Source organism: Paenibacillus baekrokdamisoli, assembly GCF_003945345.1.
GTDB classification, from domain to species: domain Bacteria; phylum Bacillota; class Bacilli; order Paenibacillales; family Paenibacillaceae; genus Paenibacillus_Z; species Paenibacillus_Z baekrokdamisoli.
Window position 1 is genome coordinate 6616455 of record NZ_AP019308.1, and the last position, 20747, is coordinate 6637201.

Annotated in this window: 17 protein-coding genes; 14 read left to right on the forward strand and 3 right to left on the reverse strand. The window is 46.5% G+C overall.

The annotated features are described in order from the left end of the window. Positions 1-64: 64 nt before the first annotated feature. Positions 65-2008: an ABC-F family ATP-binding cassette domain-containing protein gene (locus EKN16_RS29190; RefSeq protein WP_125664809.1), complete on the reverse strand. Its 1944-nt coding sequence runs from the start codon at positions 2006-2008 to the stop codon at positions 65-67. A gap of 194 nt (positions 2009-2202) precedes the next feature. On the opposite strand from EKN16_RS29190, the gene EKN16_RS29195 reads away from it, so the two are divergent. The 8 genes from EKN16_RS29195 (at position 2203) to groL (ending at position 8258) form a co-directional block, all read left to right on the forward strand. Beyond that, positions 2203-2892 carry a 5-formyltetrahydrofolate cyclo-ligase gene (locus tag EKN16_RS29195; RefSeq protein ID WP_125664811.1) on the forward strand — a complete coding sequence of 230 codons (690 nt, stop codon included), beginning with the start codon at positions 2203-2205 and terminating at the stop codon, positions 2890-2892. Beyond that, a complete protein-coding gene (gene moaC / locus EKN16_RS29200; RefSeq protein WP_125664813.1) occupies positions 2873-3343 on the forward strand; it encodes a cyclic pyranopterin monophosphate synthase MoaC in 471 nt (156 codons plus the stop codon). The genes EKN16_RS29195 and moaC overlap by 20 nt, the downstream gene beginning before the upstream one ends. A gap of 37 nt (positions 3344-3380) precedes the next feature. Continuing rightward, positions 3381-3875 (forward strand): MogA/MoaB family molybdenum cofactor biosynthesis protein, encoded by a 495-nt coding sequence (locus tag EKN16_RS29205; RefSeq protein ID WP_125664815.1) that lies wholly within the window; start codon positions 3381-3383, stop codon positions 3873-3875. Then, complete coding sequence (locus tag EKN16_RS29210; protein WP_125664817.1) at positions 3872-4903, forward strand: molybdopterin-binding protein; 1032 nt, start codon at positions 3872-3874, stop codon at positions 4901-4903. The genes EKN16_RS29205 and EKN16_RS29210 overlap by 4 nt, the downstream gene beginning before the upstream one ends. A 38-nt stretch (positions 4904-4941) precedes the next feature. Beyond that, on the forward strand, positions 4942-5175 hold the full coding sequence (tatA, locus tag EKN16_RS29215) for a twin-arginine translocase TatA/TatE family subunit (protein WP_125664819.1): 234 nt from the start codon (positions 4942-4944) through the stop codon (positions 5173-5175). A 129-nt stretch (positions 5176-5304) separates the two neighbouring features. Then, positions 5305-6042 carry a twin-arginine translocase subunit TatC gene (gene tatC / locus EKN16_RS29220; protein ID WP_125666775.1) on the forward strand — a complete coding sequence of 246 codons (738 nt, stop codon included), beginning with the start codon at positions 5305-5307 and terminating at the stop codon, positions 6040-6042. Between the two features lie 212 nt (positions 6043-6254). Beyond that, positions 6255-6536 carry a co-chaperone GroES gene (gene groES, locus EKN16_RS29225; protein ID WP_125664821.1) on the forward strand — a complete coding sequence of 94 codons (282 nt, stop codon included), beginning with the start codon at positions 6255-6257 and terminating at the stop codon, positions 6534-6536. Between the two features lie 84 nt (positions 6537-6620). Then, positions 6621-8258: a chaperonin GroEL gene (groL, locus tag EKN16_RS29230; RefSeq protein ID WP_125664823.1), complete on the forward strand. Its 1638-nt coding sequence runs from the start codon at positions 6621-6623 to the stop codon at positions 8256-8258. A gap of 214 nt (positions 8259-8472) precedes the next feature. On the opposite strand, the gene EKN16_RS29240 is transcribed toward groL, so the two are convergent. Both EKN16_RS29240 and EKN16_RS29245 read right to left on the reverse strand, forming a co-directional pair. Continuing rightward, complete coding sequence (locus EKN16_RS29240) at positions 8473-9039, reverse strand: DUF2569 domain-containing protein (RefSeq protein ID WP_164523041.1); 567 nt, start codon at positions 9037-9039, stop codon at positions 8473-8475. Between the two features lie 43 nt (positions 9040-9082). Further along, entirely contained in the window at positions 9083-9241 is a 159-nt protein-coding gene (locus EKN16_RS29245; protein WP_125664827.1) for a YHYH domain-containing protein, read from the reverse strand. A gap of 265 nt (positions 9242-9506) precedes the next feature. On the opposite strand from EKN16_RS29245, the gene EKN16_RS29250 reads away from it, so the two are divergent. The 6 genes from EKN16_RS29250 to EKN16_RS29275 all read left to right on the forward strand — a co-directional run bounded on the left by EKN16_RS29250 (position 9507) and on the right by EKN16_RS29275 (position 20738). Then, a complete protein-coding gene (locus EKN16_RS29250) occupies positions 9507-12617 on the forward strand; it encodes an ATP-binding protein (protein ID WP_125664829.1) in 3111 nt (1036 codons plus the stop codon). Then, positions 12592-13713, forward strand: coding sequence for a response regulator (locus EKN16_RS29255; protein WP_125664831.1), 1122 nt, complete (start codon positions 12592-12594; stop codon positions 13711-13713). The genes EKN16_RS29250 and EKN16_RS29255 overlap by 26 nt, the downstream gene beginning before the upstream one ends. Positions 13714-14165: 452 nt before the next feature. Further along, positions 14166-15953: a sensor histidine kinase gene (locus EKN16_RS29260; protein ID WP_164523042.1), complete on the forward strand. Its 1788-nt coding sequence runs from the start codon at positions 14166-14168 to the stop codon at positions 15951-15953. Continuing rightward, positions 15931-17607, forward strand: coding sequence for a response regulator (locus tag EKN16_RS29265; protein WP_125664835.1), 1677 nt, complete (start codon positions 15931-15933; stop codon positions 17605-17607). The genes EKN16_RS29260 and EKN16_RS29265 overlap by 23 nt, the downstream gene beginning before the upstream one ends. Before the next feature lie 420 nt (positions 17608-18027). Further along, on the forward strand, positions 18028-19761 hold the full coding sequence (locus EKN16_RS29270; protein WP_125664837.1) for an extracellular solute-binding protein: 1734 nt from the start codon (positions 18028-18030) through the stop codon (positions 19759-19761). An 80-nt stretch (positions 19762-19841) separates the two neighbouring features. Further along, positions 19842-20738, forward strand: a complete 897-nt coding sequence (locus tag EKN16_RS29275; RefSeq protein ID WP_125664839.1) for an ABC transporter permease — start codon at positions 19842-19844, stop codon at positions 20736-20738. Positions 20739-20747: the final 9 nt, after the last annotated feature.

The window sequence follows — 20747 nt, forward strand, 5'->3', positions numbered from 1 at the left end:
ATCATCTATCTGCTCCACTCACTTGTTATATCTCTAGTTCAACTTATATAGCACGGAGGGGCATCTACGCTAAAAGTTCCTCCCAAGCCTCGTAAACCGCCTGAAGCTGCGCTTTTTTTGCATCGGTATCGGATTGAATCGTTTGTACGCGGATGTAGTCATTATAGATTTCAGGATCGGTAAGCTGTCTCTCCAGCTCTTCGATTTCACCTTCAAGACGCGCAATATCCTGTTCGAACTGCTCCTGCTTACGCTGGCGGCTGCGTTCCTCACGTTTGGCTTGCTTATCTGCTTCATAAGAATTCGGAGAGAGCGGCTCTGTCGAAGTAGAGGCCTTCCCTTGTTTTCCTTGTGAAAGTGACAGCGTTTCCATCAGCAGTTCTTCGTTTTCACGTTTTTTCTGGATCATTTCGTCATAATTTCCCAGGAAATGATGGGTTCCTTGCGGATGAAGTTCGACAATACGTTCTGCCATTTTGTTCAGGAAGTATCGATCATGCGAAATAAAGAGCAATGTGCCGTCATAGTCGAGTAGTGCCGATTCAAGCACTTCCTTGCTGTAAAGGTCAAGATGGTTAGTAGGCTCATCAAGAATGAGCATATTGGCGCGGGCAAGCATGAGTTTAGACAGGGATACCCTTGCACGTTCTCCGCCACTAAGCGCACTGATTCGCTTCTTTACATCATCTCCGCTGAACAGAAAATTACCAAGCACCGTTCGAATTCGTGCTTCTTCAATGCCTGGATAGCTATTCCATAGCTCTTCCAAGACTGTATTAGAGGGATTCAAGCCCGTATGTTCTTGGTCATAATACCCGATCGTCACATTCGTTCCCCATTTAATCGTGCCGTGGGCAACATCAGGTTTATCGCTTAACATGGCCTTCAACAGCGTCGATTTGCCAATTCCATTAGGTCCTATTAGCGCCACATTCTCACCGCGTTCAAGGCGGAAGGTCACATGACGAAACAATGGTTCTGTCTTCTCGACGAACTTTATAGATAAATCATTAATAGCAAGGACATCATTCCCGCTCTGGCGGTCAATTTCAAACGAAAAATGTGCTTTTTTTAAATCACCTAACGGCTTATCAAGACGATCCATCTTCTCAAGCGTTTTGCGCCTGCTTTGAGCACGCTTAGTTGTTGATGCCCGTACAAGGTTGCGTTGAACGAAATCCTCCAGCTTGGCAATCTCGTCTTGCTGCTTGTCGAATTGTTTCATCTGAGCTTCGAATTCGGCTGCTTTAATATCAATAAAACGGCTGTAGTTGCCTGTATAACGCCTAGCTGTATGACGTTCGATCTCCACAATCGTCTGCACGACTGCATCGAGGAAGTAACGGTCATGGGAAACAACCAGTATGCCACCTTCATAGCCGCGCAAGTAATCTTCAAGCCATGTTAGAGTCTCAATATCAAGGTAGTTGGTCGGCTCATCAAGCATAAGCAGGTCAGGTGATTGCAGTAGAATACGAGCAAGCGCCAATCGAGTTTTCTGCCCGCCGCTTAAAGTTGATATGATCGTATCTGGTGAGAATTGCGCGAAGCCCATCCCATGAAGGATGCTTCGAATACGTGTTTCCATCTCGAAGCCGCCCTTTTCACGAAACCAGTCTGAAAGACGGGCATATCGCTCCAAAGTTGCTTCATATTGCTTAGTATCCGCATGTAGTAACGGATCCGCAATTTGCTGCTCAAGGGAACGAAGCTCCTGTTCGGCCTCGGTTAAATGAGCAAATACTGCGCGCATTTCTGCATCAATAGAGTTATCTGATTGAAGTCCACTCGATTGAGCCAGATAACCGATTGTCGTTTCTTTAGCCTTATAGATGGTGCCGGAGTCCGCTGACATTTCGCCTGCGACAATACGGAGCAGCGTCGATTTACCTGCACCGTTGACACCGACTAACCCAACACGTTCGCGGGGCTGTACTTGAAAAGTTATCGAAGAGAGCACGCTGCTTACCCCGTAGCTTTTGGATATATCGGATACTTGAAGTAGCATAATGGAATAACCTCCAAACTAGAAAGCTTTGTCAGCCGATTCCGCTGTGGACGGGCGACTGCTTTTTCTCCCTAGTTTACATGAAAATGCGGCGAAACGCGACAGAATAAGCCGTTCCTTCTGCATTGGCGAAATTTGGTCAAGAGTGGTAAACTAAATAACAACTATGATTAGAAACGGCAAGGAAGGTTAAGATGGATCAAAGCAGGGCTATAAACGAGTTTCCAGAATGGAAAAAGGAAGCACGTGCAGCTGCAAGCAATAATCGGGACGGCTTGCCTCAGCAGCTTCAAGCGGAGTGGTCTGCAGCGACCTGCCGAGTTCTAGTCGACTGGCTGGAGCATCAACAGCGGGACGCAAGATACAGCTTCATGACGTATGTTCCTTTTCGTTCAGAGCTGGATACGAAGCCGCTCCTCGAGTGGGGCTGGCGTTCTAATCATTTGGTCATCGTTCCACGCTGTGTCAGAGCTGATCGTTCCATGGAACTCTATATCATTAGCAGCTGGGATGAGTTAATCTCAGGTGCCTATGGCATATTAGAGCCTGATCCAACAAGGGCCAAACGCTGCGAGGCTTCCTTTGTACCGGAGCTTGTGATCGTACCTGGACTTGCCTTTGATCTTGCGGGCGGACGGTTAGGCTACGGCGGAGGCTATTACGATCGCTTTAATGAGCGTCTTCATCAGCTAACAGAGGAAGGCAAGAGACCATTTCCACTTTGGCTTGGTGTTGGCTATGACACGCAATGGATGGAAGAAGTGCCTATGGATCATCATGATGCTAGGATGGATGCAGTCGTGACGGAGCAAGGCTTTCAGTGGATGTCTACTTCTGCTTCCAAGAAGCTGAAAGGAGCAAAGGATGGATCTGACACATTTTAACGAACAGGGTCGAGCTCGCATGGTTGATGTCTCAGATAAAGAGGTCACTACTCGCATCGCAATTGCGCGGACGACCGTCACCATGGCTAATGACACACTATTGCGAATTAAAGCAGGTACAATTGGCAAGGGTGATGTGCTTGCTGTTGCACAGATTGCAGGAATTATGGCTGCGAAGAAGACGTCGGACTGGATTCCGATGTGTCATCCGCTGCCGCTTACAGGGGTAAATATTACATTTGCCGATAATGGGGCAGATGCTTTATATATAGAAGGAACAGTGAAAACAACCGGCAAAACAGGTGTTGAGATGGAGGCGCTGACTGCAGTTTCTGCTGTAGCACTCACGGTATACGACATGTGTAAGGCATTGCAAAAAGATATGGTCATCGGACCGACGTATCTGGTATCCAAGAGCGGCGGTAAAAGCGGCGATTACGTCCAAAAGTAACGATCGTTATTCGTTTTTCGGATGGGGGGAGAAGTTCATGCGTTGGAAAGTGGCGTTGTTAACGGCAAGCGATAAAGGCTCACGCGGAGAACGGGAAGATACAAGTGCCCAGGTTATCAGGGAATTGGTTGAAGAAGAATTGAGCGGAGAGATTGTCGATTATCGCATTGTGCCTGATGAACAGGACGAAATTATGGCCGCACTTATTGAAATGACGGATTATTTTCAAGCGGATCTCGTGATTACAACTGGCGGCACTGGACTCGCTCCCCGCGATTTGACTCCAGAGGCGACAATGAAGGTCATAGACCGAATCGTTCCCGGCCTTGCTGAGGCAATGCGTATCGGAGCGCTTCAACGGACAAGAAGTGCGATGCTCTCACGGGGCGTGTGCGGTATTCGAGGGCGTTCATTAATTATTAATTTGCCGGGCAGTCCGAAGGGTGTTCATGAGAATTTAATGGCCATTATGGATCAGCTTCCCCATGCGCTTAGCATTCTATCTGGTAGAATGGGAGATCATAACGAATGAGCGAGCCACAATCTGGTACTTCTCTCAAGGAAGTACCCGTAAAGGAAGCGATTGGTCTTCGGCTGGCACATGACTTAACCCAAATCATTCCGGGGCAGTTCAAAGGCCGTTTATTTAAAAAAGGGCATATTGTCACGGAAGCTGACATTCCGAGGCTCCTTGATATCGGTAAGGAGCATATCTATATTATGCAGCTGGGCGAAGGCGATCTCCATGAGGATGAAGCTGCCATGCGAATGGCTGCTGCGCTTCAGGGCCAAGGTACGAAGATGACCGATCCGCATGAAGGTAAGGTTGCTATTAAGTCTGATCTGAATGTTCCAGGGCTAGCGGTCATTGATGCCTCACTTGTTCATGCCATTAATCATTTAGGTGAGATCGCATTAGCGACGCTTCGGACTCACTCCGTCGTTATGCCAGGTGGACAACTCGCAGCGACAAGAGTTGTTCCATTGTTCGTTCCAGAGGAAAAAGTAGCGGCTGTCGAGGAGCTAGTAGACAACTATCGCTTACTTCATGAAGGCCGCTCCCCAGTAAGGGTTAGGCCGCTTCGCTCATTCCGGATCGGACTGCTTACTACTGGGGGAGAAGTGTTCTCCGGCCGTATTCAAGATAAGTTCGGACCAGCCGTCCGTCGTATAGTGGAAGCTCTCGGTTCAGAAATTGCAGAACAACGATTTTCTCCTGATGATAGACAAATTATTGTCAAGGAAATACACTATTTGCTTTCACAACAATATGATATGATAGTTGTAACTGGTGGGATGTCCGTTGATCCGGATGACCGTACACCGGCAGCTATTAAAGAAGCGGGTGCGAGTATTGTAAGCTATGGTACACCTATGCTTCCTGGCTCCATGCTGCTTATTGGATATTTAGAAGGTAAACCTATTATGGGATTACCTGGTTGTGTCATGCATGATCCTTATACTTCATTTGATGCGTTATTGCCCCGAATTTTGGCAGGAGATGTTATCACTAGAGAAGATATTGTACAGATGGGCTACGGAGGCTTGCACGGCTGCTGAGTCAGATTGATTAATGAAACTATTAGGAGGTTGTGACTATGTTTAACGGTATTGGCGTAACTGGCTTTATTCTACTTGCCCTTATTGCATTGCTGCTGTTCGGACCTAACAAATTGCCTGAGCTTGGCCGAGCGTTTGGCCGCACATTGAAGGAATTCAAAGCAGGCGCAAGAGATATGATGGATGACAACGATGACCGCAAGGAAGTAAGTCGGACTGAAGTGATCCGTAAAACCGACGCAGAGGCGGACAACAAGCGGCTCCCGGAATAACGGGGCCCGCTTTTTTTATGACCTTTATGAATGGAACATAAACAAGTTAGCACCTGAACGAGAAAGAGAGGTGAGTAGTCGGTGACCAAATCTAAGGCTCCGGGTGCTTCTCATGATGAATTGCAATTAATGTCATTGTTCGAGCATCTTGGCGAATTTCGCCGCAGGCTAATTTATGTGCTTATTGTTCTAATCATAGGCATGATCATTGGACTATTCATGGCGGATCCTGCTTATAACTATTTGATGAGTCAAGAGCCTGTGAATGGCATGTCGCTGCATGCGTTCTCCCTATGGGACGGAATTGGCATGTATATGAAATTTGCGCTTGTTATTGCGCTTATCCTAGTGCTGCCGTTTGCCGCTTTTCAATTATGGGGATTCGTGAAGCCAGCACTTCGGGTCAAGGAGCAGCGGGCCACTTTAATCTATGTGCCTTTTGTACTCATCATGTTCTTGATTGGACTTGCTTTCTCTTACTTTGTCGTGTTTCCGATGGCGTTTAATTTCACGACTAAGGTTGCTAGACATTTGAATCTAGAAGAGACCTATGGCGTTATGCAATATTTCTCGTTTATGTTCAATATTCTGATTCCAATCTCCTTGCTCTTTGAGCTTCCGATTGTCATCATGTTCTTGACCAAGCTTCGTATTCTGACGCCAAAGCGTCTTCGCAAAATGAGACGTCTCGCGTATTTCGTTCTTATCTTCATCGGCGTTGTCGTAACACCTCCAGATTTTATCTCGGACTCCTTGGTTGCGGTTCCGCTGATTATCCTTTACGAAATAAGTGTTCTACTATCTAGCGTTGTCTATCGTAAGCAGCTGGCAGCAGATAAAGCTTGGGAAGAAGAATACGGAAATTAATCGAAGTCGGCCGCTGGCCGGCTTTTTTTGCGCTCGTATGGGTCCATCATGCTGAAGGAAAACTACATAACTATTAAAATCATGCAAATTTAGTGGGAAGGACTTGAAATTTGGATTCAAAATCGGTATTATTAAAAATGGTTGTTAGCACTTAACAGTTGCGAGTGCTAATAAGAATATAGAGCAACATAAATTAGAAGGAGGCTATTTTCATGATCAGACCTTTGGGTGAACGCGTATTGATTGAGCCAATCGCGAAAGAAGAAACAACTGCAAGCGGCATTTTGCTGCCGGACAATGCGAAAGAAAAGCCGCAAGAAGGCAAAGTTATCGCAGTAGGTAGCGGCACGTTGAAAGACGGCGTTCGCATTGCACTTGAAGTTAAAGAAGGCGACCGCGTATTGTTCTCCAAATATGCAGGCACTGAAGTTAAATATGAAGGCAAAGAGCTTTTGATTATGAAAGAGAGCGACATCCACGCAATTTTGGGATAAGCGAAGCGCTTTGACCCCGACATACATGGTAAATCTTACTTAACGCATCACCAAAATCAAATTTATTTCAGGAGGTAATTGACAATGGCTAAAGAAATTAAATTTGGCGAAGACGCTCGTCGCGCAATGCTGCGCGGAGTTGACGCTCTTGCGAATGCAGTTAAAGTTACATTGGGTCCTAAAGGCCGCAACGTGGTACTTGAGAAAAAATTTGGTAGCCCGTTGATTACAAATGATGGTGTATCCATTGCAAAAGAAATCGAGCTGGAAGATGCATTCGAGAACATGGGTGCTCAACTAGTTAAAGAAGTAGCTACAAAAACAAATGATGTTGCCGGTGACGGAACAACAACAGCAACTGTTCTTGCACAAGCTATGATTCGTGAAGGCTTGAAAAACGTTACTGCAGGCGCTAACCCAATGGTTATCCGTAAAGGTATCGAGAAAGCAGTTCGCGCAGCTCTTGAAGAGCTTAAAGTGATTGCTAAACCAATCGAAGGCAAACATTCGATCGCACAAGTTGCTTCCATCTCCTCTGGCGATGATGAAGTGGGTCAATTGATCGCTGAAGCTATGGAGAAAGTTGGAAACGACGGCGTTATTACTGTTGAAGAATCCAAAGGCTTCGTAACAGAGCTTGAAGTGGTTGAAGGTATGCAGTTCGACCGCGGATACCTTTCCCCATACATGATCACAGATACGGATAAAATGGAAGCTGTCCTTGATAACCCATACATCCTGATCACTGACAAAAAAATCTCCAACATTCAAGAGATCCTTCCGGTTCTTGAGAAAGTTGTTCAATCCGGCAAGCAATTGCTAATCATCGCTGAAGACGTTGAAGGCGAAGCTCTTGCTACGCTTCTAGTTAACCGTCTTCGCGGTACATTCACTTGTGTGGCTGTTAAAGCTCCAGGCTTTGGCGACCGTCGCAAATCGATGCTTGGCGATATCGCTGCTCTTACAGGCGGTCAAGTTATCACAGAAGAGCTTGGTCTTGAGCTTAAAGCAACAACAGTTGAACAGCTTGGTTCCGCGCGTCAAATCCGCGTAACAAAAGAAAACACAATCGTTGTTGACGGTGCTGGCGACAAGAAAGATATCGACGTTCGCATCAACCAAATCCGTGCGCAGCTGGAAGAAACAACTTCCGACTTCGACCGTGAGAAGCTTCAAGAGCGTCTTGCTAAACTTGCTGGCGGCGTAGCTGTTATCAAAGTTGGCGCAGCGACTGAAACAGAATTGAAAGAGCGCAAATTGCGCATCGAAGATGCCCTGAACTCAACTCGCGCAGCAGTTGAAGAAGGCGTAGTTTCCGGTGGCGGTACTGCACTCGTGAATGTATACAAAGCAGTTGCAGCTGTTAACGCAGTGGGCGACGAGAAAACAGGCGTTAACATCGTGCTTCGCGCTCTTGAAGAGCCAGTTCGCACAATCGCAGCTAACGCAGGCCAAGAAGGCTCCGTTATCGTTGAGCGTCTGAAACACGAAGAGATCGGCGTAGGCTACAACGCAGCTACTGGCGAGTGGGTAAATATGTTCGCAGCTGGTATCGTTGACCCTGCGAAAGTAACACGCTCCGCTCTTCAAAACGCAGCATCCGTTGCAGCTATGTTCCTGACAACTGAAGCAGTTGTTGCTGACAAACCAGAAAAAGACAAACCAGGCATGCCTGACATGGGCGGCATGGGTGGTATGGGCGGAATGGGCGGCATGATGTAAGAAAGACCCGAGAACCCTTATGTAGTAAGGGTTTCGAGTCCTTCGCAGCATCATTTGGTCACGCGCGGTAAAGAGGCTTCGCATCAGTTCTCCGAACTTTTGCGAAGCCTCTTTTTTGCGTTCTTTGGTCACATTCAGGTAAACGAGTCTGGTTTCTTGTCGTCTTTGTGAGCTAGACGATCTATAATTTCATCGAGAGCAACGTTAGTCTCAGTTAACTCTGTTCTAGTTCTGGTGAAGGCGTGAATGTGTTTTTGACCCTTCTAGATACTAGAAAGTAAGGAATCCAAATAATTGAGTAAATAATACTTTTAATGAGATCAGTATATAGCTCACCTTCAGAAAACAATTCAGAGGTGTAGTCCTGCTGTATCTTCGATAATACAAGTAGTAAAATGACTTGGAAAACCAGGGAAAACACGATGTATGTTATCGAGATAGTCTTAAATTTAGGACTTTTTTTAATACAAAAGAAAGCGATTAGTAAAGCTAAAGCAACTAATGATGCTTGACCGAGCATTTCAAACCAGATTGTTGGTTTCCACAGAGAGTTATAATTTTCACTGCTGACTTGAGTCAAATTTAAAAAATCATCCGAAGTTGCAAATTCATAATTATCAATTAAAAGTTTAAAATTACCTAAAAATTGAAAGGCTATTCCTATTGAAAATAAGATTAACCATCCACCAAAACCATATAAGTAAGGTTTATTAGTTTTGGGAATTTCTATACTTTCAATATTCTTTACTGGTGTTTTTTCTAAATCATCACTTAAAGACACACTATTCCCCCCATTAATTTACGAGTGTGCCCGGAGGACAAAATCAATGATAGTGATATCCGGTACATAAGCCTTTTTTCTTGGATTTCTCTGAGCATTTATGGCCGCCGTGTTTGTCTGTTCGGCCAGAATGCGCAGATGCCACGCTTGCCATTGACATAACTAGGGTTAATGCCAACAATAGGGCAATGATTTTTTTCATCTCTGGTTTTCTCCCCCTCTAATAATATCAATCTCCTCAAATATTACCATATATAAACAAATAGTCATATATCAGTAACCTAGTTAACACAATCATTATAAACATGAAACCATAATAAGCTTCATAGCAGAAATCTTCCTCGTCCTCTAAGCTCTAGAGAGCGCTAATAAAGGCTCCTGTAAACCGGCAATGATACCGGCTCCAAGGAAATTCGACATGCATGTCGAATGGAATACATTGGAGATCTAGATAAGGGGACGACGGAATGACGCGCAATAAAGCAGTGATTGCATTAATGATTTTGGGTGTGATGCTTTTTCTTAGTATAACGTACTGGCATGTGACAAGCCGGTCGGTCGAAGGAAGACCAGAAGCGGTCAACGGGGAACTGGATTTAACGCAGCGGGATTTTGCTGCTGATGGCATCGTGCCCCTCGATGGGGAGTGGGAATTTTACTCTGGTCGCCTCCTTACTCCGGCCGACTTCGATTTGGACAAACAGGACGGCAACAGGCCGGAAATGACGCGTTACGTTCATGTGCCGGACAATTGGGAGCATTATGTGGACAAGCAATCCAAGAGCTCGCCTTACGGATATGGAACGTTTCGCTTGCGTGTGAAGCTTCCGGAAGAGGCCGGGCGGATTTACGGAATCAGGCAGACGAATATTAAAACGGCCCACAAGCTGTTCGTAAATGGCCGGGAGATCGGCGCTCGCGGCATTCCTGAGAAGAACAAGTCGGAGACGGTGTCTGTCAATGCGCCTTACGTTCGTTATTTTTCGGCGGACGGCAATCGTGCCGACATTATTATTCAGGTCGCGAATTATCGCTATTTTCAGGGGGGAATCACCAGTTCTGTCGTCCTCGGCTACCAGCAAGACATTCAGTCTGCTCGGGAGACAGCGATAGCGAAGGATTTATTGACGACGTCCGCATTTTTGATTATGGGGATCTTTTTCATTATGCTGTTTTGGATGCGTGGCCTGGAGCGCTCTTGGCTTTATTTCGGCCTGTTTAGCGTATCTTTTTGCCTATATACGGTGACGCACGGAGAGAAAATCATGTCTTTGTTGTTGCCGAACATTCCATACGAATTATTTGCGAAGCTGCAAGATTTGTCCGGTGCTTGTACGCAATTATTTTTGCTGCTGTACGCGCGGCATTCCTTTCCCATTTTGTTCAACAAGCCCGTAATGAGAGTGTTTGGGATCATCGCGGCTGGGCAGATGCTGTTCATTCTTGCGACTCCGGCTGTGGTCTTTTCGCATATGAGCGTCTTCAGCTTCGGCTTGGCGTTTATTGGAAACCTTTATGTCGTATACATCATGTCCGTCGGCGCGATGCGAGAGAAGGACGTTCCATTCTACATGTTGATCGGCGCGCTGTCATTGCTGTTCTTCGCCGCCGCGGCCAGCCTCGAATTTATCGGTATCGGCCAATTCTCTTATGTTGCACTTGCCGCATGGATGTGCTTTGCATTTACGCAAGGGTTGCTGTTGTCCAAAAGGTTTGTGTATGCGTTCGGGGAGGTTCATATGCTTTCGGATAGGCTGCGTTCCATGGACCGTTTGAAGGACGAATTTCTAGCCAATACATCGCATGAAATGAGAACGCCACTGCACGGAATTATTAATATCGCCCAATCGTTGCTTGAGGGCGCAGCCGGTCGAATGTCGTCGAAGCAAGAGGAAAATATGGCCATGATCGTAAGTACCGGCAAAAGAATGTCCAATCTGGTAGGAGATCTTCTTGATTTCGCCAAATTGAAAAACGGAGAGCTTGTTTTGAAGCGGCAGCCGGTTGCTTTAAAACAAGTCGTGAGCGTCGTATTCGAAATGTTCCGCCATCTAGCCGGAGTCAAGCCGGTGCGATACATAGAAATTCTGAGCGATCGACACGTCGCTTATGCAGACGAAGACAGGCTGATGCAAATTTTAAACAATCTGATCGGGAATGCGCTTAAGTTCACCGCGGAAGGCGAAATTAGGGTTGCGGCTCGGGAGGAAAACGGTTGGCTGGTGATTTCCGTTTCGGATACCGGCATCGGGATTCCGCAGGATAAGCTGGAGGCTGTATTTGAATCATTTGAGCAAGTACAAGGTTCGATTGAGAGAGGCTACGGCGGAACGGGGCTTGGACTCAGCATTGCCAGGCGATTGGTGGAATTGCACGGCGGAATCATTTGGGCGGAGTCGGAGCTTGGGAAAGGCGCGGTATTCACGTTTACGCTGCCCCTAGCAAGCGAGGCAGTGCAGAAACCGGCTGCAACAGGAGAGAAAATGTCGCTCGCCTTGCTGGAAACGGCCGCATCAGCTGCATCCTCGTCAGAGACGATCAGGCTTGACGGCGATGGAACGGTTACCGTTCTCGTTGTGGACGACGATGCCACGAATCGGCAGGTGCTGCTGAACCTATTGTCCCTGGAGAACTATACAGTTATTGCCGTCTCAAGCGGAATGGAAGCGATGCACCAGCTTGAGCACAATAGACGCATCGACTTGGCGGTTGTCGATCTTATGATGCCTGGCATGTCTGGCTACGAGATATGCAGAACGATCCGCAAGCGATACTCGCTGTCGGAGCTCCCGGTGCTGTTGCTTACGGCAAGATCGCGGCCCGAGGAAATGTTGGCGGCGTTCGACGCGGGAGTGAACGACTTTCTCAGTAAGCCGGTCGATGCGGGAGAAATGAAAGCGCGCATACGGACACTGCTGAAAATGAAAATGTCCGTCAGCGAATCCATCATCGCCGAGATGGCGTTCTTGCAGGCACAAATCAAGCCTCACTTTCTATACAACGCGCTAAATACGATCTCGGCTTTCTCACTGGATGATGCGCAGGCTGCGCGGGACTTGCTGGCCAAGCTCAGCCAATATTTGCGGGGCAGCTTTGATTTTCGAAATATGGACAGGCTCGTGCCGCTGCGCAAAGAGATGGAGCTTGTGGAGGCCTATCTGTCGATCGAGAAAGCCCGTTTCGGCGAGAGGTTGCGCGTCATCTACGATGTTAACGGCGATATGAATTGCTTGCTGCCGCCGCTCGTCATTCAGCCGCTCGTCGAAAATGCGGTACATCACGGCCTAGCCCATAGGAAACAGGGAGGCACGATTACCATTTCTGTTCACACTGTTCAGGATGAGGTCATGATAACGGTCGAAGATGATGGCGCAGGACTTACGCCGCCAATGAAAGATCAGCCGTTCGGCGACCGCGAGGCAGCAAGCGGCGTCGCTCTGCGAAATATCAAACAGCGCTTGAACCGTATGTACGGCCGCGGTTTCACGATGGAAAGCAAGGCGAGCGGTGGTACGATCGTGGCAATTCGTATTCCAAGGGGGGAACTTGCAGATGATCAATATAATGGCGGTCGATGATGAACTTCCGGCTTTGAGAATGGCCGAAAGCGTGCTGCGGTCGTTCGACGATGTGCACATTTGCGGACTTTTTCACGACGCGGAGCAATTGCTGGAGCGGATGCTCACGACGGAGACCGATATCGTATTCATCGATATGAAGATGCCGGGTATGCACGGGCTGGAGCTGGCCGGACGAATTCAAGAGAACAGGCCCGACGTCGCCATTGTTTTCATAACCGCCTATGACGATTATGCGGTATATGCCTTCGAGACGGAAGCACTCGATTATGTCATGAAGCCGATGACGGCGGAACGGATACGCAAGACGTTGGATCGTTTTTCCAAGAGGCGAGGGATAGAGCGGTCATATGCGCAGCCAAAACGCTTGACTGTTCAAAGCTTCGGGCGATTTTCCCTGGAAACCGGGAAGGGGGATAATCTGAAGTTTCGTAGAGCAAAGACGGAGGAGCTGCTCGCGTTTCTGCTGCACCACCGGGGTCAGCCGATCGCCAAAGCTAACATCATGGAAGCGCTGTGGGGGGACCGCGACGCAGAACGGGCGCAATCGATGCTATATACGACGGTGTATCAGCTCCGAAAAGAGCTGGAAACGTTCGGTCTGTTCGACGTGATCGAGCAAACTCGCGCCGGAGGGGGGCTCTGCCGGCTTCTATGGTCTCCTGAACAGTGGGATTACGAAGAGTTTGAACAAGCCTATCGGCGATGCATGGACGGCAATGATGTTGCTGAAGCGAAGAGAGCGGTGGAGTTGTATCGGGACGGATATTTGGCGGAGAACGACTACCTATGGGCTGAGGAACGGCGGGGCGAGCTGGAGCTGAAGTTTATCGATCTGCTGGAGCATATTGCCGATTACGAGGTGAGGCAGTATAGGTTCGAGTTTGCTTTGCCGTATTTGCAAAAGTGGGTGGAGCTGCAGCCCTACACAAAGCGCGTTCATGCCAAAATCATCGCGCTGCATCTCATGATGAGCAATGGGGAAGCGGCTGCGGCGCATGAGAGGATTGTCGGCAACTTGTTTGCCGTCGATCTTGGCGTGATGCCGCTTATCGATATGAAGACATTGTCGCTCGATCCGCGATCCGCATTTTAAATGGTAATCATGAGTGGCTCTCCCGTCTACAGGACGGCGAGGGCCTGGAGCCGTCGGTCAAAGAAGGAGACGTTGTAACCGTCGCCTATTCGGGCGATCTGACGAGCGAAGGCGCGTTGCGGATCAAGCTTTTCAGCGGGAAAGCGGCGAATCCGGGCAAGCACAAGGCGTTTGTGAGGCTTTTAAGCTCACGTTCTTTGGGGCTTATTGGGATTATGAAATGATAACCCGTACACGGTGCAGACAGAATGGGTTCGGATATTTATGTTTCCAGGCATTGGCACGCATCATCTTGTAATGCTATAGTAAATCAAACGATTACGAATAAATGAGCGTACCGATCAATACACTGGTTATGCTCTTTTTTGTTTTACCGATGTGCAGGATGCGGCCTTCAAACTGATGAACAGGTTATGGTAGAGTCATAGTGTTAAGGGGGATATATGATGTCTATGAAATTAAATCGGCGAAATTGGTGGTTTTCCATTTTTACAAAGCTGCTAGTTATGTTCTTCGTCGTGATACTTCCTGTTTATATATTGGCGATCGAGATGAATGATTTGGGATCTCGGATTGTCAGAAATGAAATATCAAAATCAATGCAAGCCCAGATCCATTTTTACAACAATTCGTTGAATAAGGAAATCGATCGTATGGTTCGGTTACAGCGGGAATACGTTAACGATAACGATTTGCTCTCCTTAAGTGTGATAGCAGAAGGCTTATCTTATTACGATCGATCAACTATGGTGAAACAATTTCAGCAAAAGCTGGAGATGATGAAGAGCGCGGGGATTTATGTTACTAAGGCTAATGTCTACATTCCTCCAATTCAACGAATTGTCTCGACTGAGGAACTGTCGAAAACGCTCTCCCCAGAAGTATTGGAATCACTAAGAAGTTCACGGGACGAACCGCATAAATCGCCTTTCTTTTATAAGAAAGGCAGCTTGTTTCTTCGTGAATTTTATCCATCTGTACCTACTTCGCCCCAACGTGACCCGTTATTCGTCTTGGAAACCGAAGTATCGGTCCCTCAATTGCAGCAGTTCTTACAGCAAATCGCCAATTATGAACAAGGCGGTGCCGCAATTGTGAGTTCGGAATGGATGATTGCAAGCGATACGAACCAACAAGAGATGGAGCCAATGACGAGAATAGTTCGTGAATGGGTGAAGAGCAATAGTAATGCTCGACAAGGGATTAAAACGATCCAACTGAACAAGCAAAATTATATTACAGCCTACGAGTATTCTCCTGATACGGATACGACGCTGCTGGTTTATGTGCCGGAGTCGGAAGTGTTGGGGCCGTTAAAAAAATACAAAGGCTTCATTATCATCATGTCTATTGTTACAGCAGCAATTATTGTGTTGGTCTCTTATTGGGTTTATCAAGTGATTCACAAACCTATGACGAAGATGGTGCGCGCTCTTCGTAATGTTGAAACTGGCAATTTGTCCATCTCGCTGCACCATAAAAGTAGAGATGAATTCAGTTATTTATATCAACAATTTAACGGAATGACAGCCAAGCTGAAAACGCTTATCTACGAGGTTTACGAGCAGAAGCTGCTCATGCAGCAGGCCGAGTTGAACCAACTGCAGTCTCAGATCAACCCTCACTTTTTGTACAACAGCTTATATTTACTATACCGGATAACCAAGGCTCAGGATTATGAAAATAGTTTGAAATTTACAAAATATCTAGGCGATTACTTCCGCTACATTACAAAGAAAACAGGAGATGATGTTCCGCTCGAGCAGGAGTGGCATCACGTACGCACGTATATGGAAATTCAAAACATCCGTTTTTCCAATCGCGTTAAAGTGATGATAAGCGATTTGCCTGAAGGATTACACTCATTGATGGTACCGCGCCTTATCTTGCAGCCGCTGGTGGAGAATGCTTATAATTACGGACTTGAAAATACGATAGCAGATGGTATTCTGTCCGTTTCACTTGAAGAAGACGAGGATGAAATTCGCATCGTGGTTGAAGACAATGGGGCGGGCATGTCAGAAACGGATCTCGCTCATTGGAATAGCAGATTTTTATCCGAAAATGTAAATGTCGAAGTCAGCGGCATGAACAATGTAAATCGCCGACTGCAGTTGAAATTCGGTGGAGAATCAGGCATTAGCTTACGTTCGAGGTTGGGCGGAGGACTTAAGGTGACAATGAAAATTCAGATGATGAAGGGTCAGGGGGAACAATATGCTGCACTTGATGCTGGTTGATGATGAGCCGCTAGCTGTCGATTATTTGACGGATGCACTGCACGAATGGGATCGTTACGAGTTGACGATTTCCAAAGCGTATACGGGTATTCAAGCGTTGGATAAAATGCGCGGGATGCGTTTAGATATATTACTTACCGACATAAGGATGCCGGGGATGAGCGGACTCGAGCTGGCGGATCGAGTACGGGAACAATGGCCGCGCTGCAAAATTATTTTTTTGTCCGGTTACAACGATTTTGATTATATTCAAACAGCCATTCGAAAAGGGGGAATGGACTATGTTCTGAAAACGGAAGGCGATGAATTGATTTTCCGCGCCATTGAGAAGGCTGTGGAAGAGATCAAGTTGGAATTGCAGGAGGGCAGCATTCTCAATAATGCCCGCAATCAGCTGCAGCAAGCGCTCCCTACTTTACGTAGAGATTATTTGTTTGACCTACTTGCTGGAGAAGGAGATTCAGTCGTAGGCCTAAAAAGACGATTTCCAGAGCTCGGCATCGAATTAGATCCGGATCAACCCGTATATATCGCACTTGGACGGGTGGATGACTGGGGGACATACGTGTCGATGTCGGACAAAGCGCTCATGCTCTATTCCATACAGAATATCGCTGAAGACTATTTGGCTGCAAAATCTCGGTTCCTCTTCATACCCTACGACCGATTCCGCTTCGTCTGGCTCGTTCAGCCAGGCCTTACTGAAGATCGGCGCGACTATGATTTGACAGATGAATGGGAAAGGCTTCATCAATTTGTCAAAGGAACTTCGGAATCGGTTCAGGCCACGTGCGGTAAGCTGTTGAAGCTGCCGATCTCTCTAATTTTGAGCTCGCGCCCATGCCTTTGGGAAGAAGCTGCCCGACAATTCGATTCACTCAAGCTGATGCTCAGCAACGGCTTGATTCGAAGCAAAGAAATGCTCGTAACAGAAACTGAACCTGCAGCGGGAGCTGGGGAACGATCCAACCGAGCCTTCTTTGCTGAGACTGCGTTCCGCAATCATATGCGGAAGCTGGATCTTCTGGAATCACATCTGGACAACGGAGATAAATCGCAATTTTTACTGATGTTCGAGGAGTTTACACGTTTTGACGAGACAGAATTGCCCGAGACGAAGATAACTTATTTAACACTGGAAATGTTCGCTAATTTATCAGCATTTTTTCTATCGTATGTGAACCGTCGTAATCTTGTTTCTAATATTGGCACAAAGCTGCAACTGGATAAATACACCCAAATGGAAAATCATAGTTCTTGGCAGGCTGCACTTGCCTATTTTTGTAGGCTGGGTGAGGCGCTTGCTGATTATAACGGCAACATGCAGCAAGAAAGGACCCATGATATGATACGGCGTATACATCAATATGTTAACGATTTCATCCGGGAGGATCTATCGCTTACACGATTGTCCGAAGTTGTCTACCTCAGTCCACCCTATTTATCGCGCCTTTACAAGCAGCTTACAGGAACTAATTTGCTCGATTACATTACGGAGGTTCGGATTGTACGCGCCAAACATTTATTGAAAAGTACAAGCTTAAAAATACATGAAGTCGCTGCGGAAGTCGGGTTCGACTCCGCTCCTTATTTCACACGCTTGTTTAAGAAAGTTACCAACAGTACGCCGCTTGAATATCGGGAATTGACCTAGAAACTGGTCAAGAAAGATTCGATGCATGCACGCGTTATCTAGGCAGGTTGCTTTGCGAGAGTGGCTGCCTTTGACGCTGAATGCTTCCAATCGTGAGTTGTACGCTTGAGACGTATACTGAAAGCCTTGATCCGAATGGAGCACGGCTTCTGTGACGTCTCTTTTTCTTGTCCACTGATCCCCTCCAAGTTCACTCGTTTCTTCATGATAACATGAAGATTTTTTTGAGTCTCTACTTAAAGGATGAAATTCCATAAACAGGGAACTAGCTGGATTTTTATTGAGATTCGTATCTTATCTCATTTTTTCTAATTCGCTAACAGGACAAAATAAGATAACGATGTTAATAAAGTCTCGTATTTTTAGGAGTTCGCTCGTTCTATAATCAAGATGCGAGAAAAAATATAAGGGGGAATTTGCATGAGTAAATCAAAAACAAAACGCAGCTCAATGATTGTAGCGTCAGTGGTCTCATCAATCTTGTTGATTAGTGCTTGTTCTACAAAAGAGGCTGAACCGAAAACTTCGGCTACGGCCGTAGCAACCGGAGACAGCAAGGAGGCTGAGCCGAAAGTATCGGCTGCGACCGAAGACAGCAAGGAAGGTGATCCGTTCGGGAAATATAGCCCAGCCATTGAATTGTCAACGATACGCAGTATTGATGCGAGCTACAAATTTGCCGAAGGAGAATCGCTCGACAAGAACATCTGGACGCCAATTATGGAAAATGATTTGGGCATTAAAGTTAAAAACTTATGGGTCGTCGATTCTGCGCAATTCCAGCAAAAGTTGAATGTGACACTTGCTTCAGGAGAACTTCCTGATTTTATGGCAGTTGATCGTACCGTGATGCAGCGTCTGATCGATTCCGATTTAGTAGAGGATATTTCCGCCGCTTATGATAAATACGCTTCGGAGTTCACCAAAGAGGCCATGCTCAAAGACGGAGGAGCGGCAATGAAGTCTGTAACATATAACGGCAAGCTGATGGCCATTCCGCAAACGCTTCCGAATAATGGCGTCGCTTCTGCAAGTATGGTTTGGATTCGAACGGATTGGATGCAAAAACTGAAGCTCGCGGAGCCGAAGACAATGGATGACGTCTATGCAATCGCTACTGCGTTCGCCAAGAACGACCCGGACGGAAACGGAAAAGCGGATACCATTGGATTAGGCATCAATAAAGATTTGATTCAAGTCGTACCGTCTTCCCTTACCGGATTCTTTAACGCTTATCACGCATACCCAACATTCTGGGTGAAGGACGCTTCTGGCAAGCTCGTGTTCGGTTCGGTACAGCCAGAGATGAAGCCGGCCTTGGAAAAGCTGCAGCGGCTGTACAAAGACGGTATTATCGACAAAGAGTTTGCAGTGAAGCCTTGGAATAAAGTGATGGAGGACGCAGCAGCAGGCAGGCTCGGCTTGGCGTTCGGTAATGTAGGCGATGCCACTGGGTTCTACAAGGACAATCGTAAAAACGATCCTAAAGCCGATTGGCGGGCTTTTCCAATTGTTTCAGCTGACAGCGAACCAGCTTTGCCACAGGTCGCTGATGCGGCAACTTCCTTCTTTGTAGTGAAGAAAGGGATTAAAAACCCCGAAGCGGTTGTCAAATTATTGAATCTTTATAACAAATATTATTATCAAACGGATTACAGCGGCACTAAAAATCCGTTTATCACCGATACGGCTACGGGCATCTTTCCAGGAAAATATTTTCCGGTCCTGATTGATCCTGCGGATGTAAATATCAATGCACATTTGAAGGTTGTTGAAGAACTGAAAAACAAAGGCGACGGAAGTAAGCTGGGCTTTCCGGCATCGGTACATTTCGGTCGGATCACGAATTTCCGTGCGGGTGACGATAGTATGTGGTTCTCAGAACGGACCTTCGGACCGGAGGGTGCGTTTGCAGTCATTGCCACTTATTTTAATAATAAAACGTATCAATTCAACGCCTTTACCGGTGCCCCGACGGCTACGATGGTGGAGAAGAATTCTACGCTCGAGAAGATGCAGATCGAAATGATGACTAAAATCATTATGGGTGAAGCGCCTGTCAGCGAATTTGATAAATTCGTAAGTGAATGGAAGAGCATAGGTGGCGATGCGATTGCCAATGAAGTTAATGATTATTACAACAAGAACAAATAATTAAGGGCGAGGAGGTCTGGGGAGTGAACTCTTCAGGCCTCTCCTTTTCAATACAGAAACGCAGAGGGAGATGAAACATAATGAACAATAAATGGAGGCTACAGCTTCCGCTGCACTTGATGATTATTCCAGGTTTATTGCTTGTGCTCATCTTCAGCTATGGACCTATGCTGGGCATCATCATTGCCTTTCAGAAGTTTACACCGACCAAGGGCATTTTTGGTTCTCCTTTGATCGGCTTCGATAATTTTATTTATGTATTTAAACTTCCTAGCTTTTACCGGGTCATATGGAACACGATTTTTATTGCTTGTATGAAGATCATAGCGGGGTTGGTCGTTCCGCTCACTGTGGCCATACTGCTCAATGAAATCCGTAAAGAGTTTTTCAAACGTGCTGTGCAGACATTGGTTTATTTACCTCATTTTTTATCTTGGGTTATTTTAAGTGGAGTCTTAATGGACATTTTGTCCCCTTCTACTGGGATTGTCAACCAAGGATTGCAATGGTTAGGGATCAAACAGATTTTTTTTATGGCAGATAACCATTGGTTTCCTTTTACACTGGTGCTTTCAAACGAATGGAAGGAATTTGGCTTCGGCTCCATTATATATCTTGCTGCCATCACAAGTATCAATCCATCGCTTTATGAAGCGTCTGTGATTGATGGCGCTAACCGTTGGAAACAAACGTGGCATGTGACATTGCCGGGCATGACCCCGATTATTGTGCTAATGGTCACTTTAAGCATAGGAAACGTCTTGAATGCAGGGTTTGAGCAAGTGTTTAATCTATACAGCCCTGTGGTTTACCAGAGCGGCGATATTATTGACACCTTTGTTTACCGCATTGGCATCGTCGATGCGCAATACGGTGTTGCAACGGCAATCGGGTTGTTTAAATCGGTTGTTTCCTTCCTTTTGCTTTCTTCGTCCTACCTACTAGCATATCGCTTTGCAAATTACAGAGTTTTCTAAAAGAACGGA

What these genes read in the sequence shown, in the direction of transcription:
- EKN16_RS29190 (WP_125664809.1), bottom strand. Translation starts at nt 2,008, where the DNA reads ATGCTACTTCAAGTATCCGATATATCCAAAAGCTACGGGGTAAGCAGC.
- EKN16_RS29275 (WP_125664839.1), top strand. Translation starts at nt 19,842, where the DNA reads ATGAACAATAAATGGAGGCTACAGCTTCCGCTGCACTTGATGATTATT.
- EKN16_RS29255 (WP_125664831.1), top strand. Translation starts at nt 12,592, where the DNA reads ATGATCAATATAATGGCGGTCGATGATGAACTTCCGGCTTTGAGAATG.
- EKN16_RS29260 (WP_164523042.1), top strand. Translation starts at nt 14,166, where the DNA reads ATGAAATTAAATCGGCGAAATTGGTGGTTTTCCATTTTTACAAAGCTG.
- moaC (WP_125664813.1), top strand. Translation starts at nt 2,873, where the DNA reads ATGGATCTGACACATTTTAACGAACAGGGTCGAGCTCGCATGGTTGAT.
- EKN16_RS29250 (WP_125664829.1), top strand. Translation starts at nt 9,507, where the DNA reads ATGACGCGCAATAAAGCAGTGATTGCATTAATGATTTTGGGTGTGATG.
- tatC (WP_125666775.1), top strand. Translation starts at nt 5,305, where the DNA reads ATGTCATTGTTCGAGCATCTTGGCGAATTTCGCCGCAGGCTAATTTAT.
- EKN16_RS29205 (WP_125664815.1), top strand. Translation starts at nt 3,381, where the DNA reads ATGCGTTGGAAAGTGGCGTTGTTAACGGCAAGCGATAAAGGCTCACGC.
- EKN16_RS29245 (WP_125664827.1), bottom strand. Translation starts at nt 9,241, where the DNA reads ATGAAAAAAATCATTGCCCTATTGTTGGCATTAACCCTAGTTATGTCA.
- EKN16_RS29270 (WP_125664837.1), top strand. Translation starts at nt 18,028, where the DNA reads ATGAGTAAATCAAAAACAAAACGCAGCTCAATGATTGTAGCGTCAGTG.
- groL (WP_125664823.1), top strand. Translation starts at nt 6,621, where the DNA reads ATGGCTAAAGAAATTAAATTTGGCGAAGACGCTCGTCGCGCAATGCTG.
- tatA (WP_125664819.1), top strand. Translation starts at nt 4,942, where the DNA reads ATGTTTAACGGTATTGGCGTAACTGGCTTTATTCTACTTGCCCTTATT.
- EKN16_RS29210 (WP_125664817.1), top strand. Translation starts at nt 3,872, where the DNA reads ATGAGCGAGCCACAATCTGGTACTTCTCTCAAGGAAGTACCCGTAAAG.
- EKN16_RS29195 (WP_125664811.1), top strand. Translation starts at nt 2,203, where the DNA reads ATGGATCAAAGCAGGGCTATAAACGAGTTTCCAGAATGGAAAAAGGAA.
- groES (WP_125664821.1), top strand. Translation starts at nt 6,255, where the DNA reads ATGATCAGACCTTTGGGTGAACGCGTATTGATTGAGCCAATCGCGAAA.
- EKN16_RS29265 (WP_125664835.1), top strand. Translation starts at nt 15,931, where the DNA reads ATGCTGCACTTGATGCTGGTTGATGATGAGCCGCTAGCTGTCGATTAT.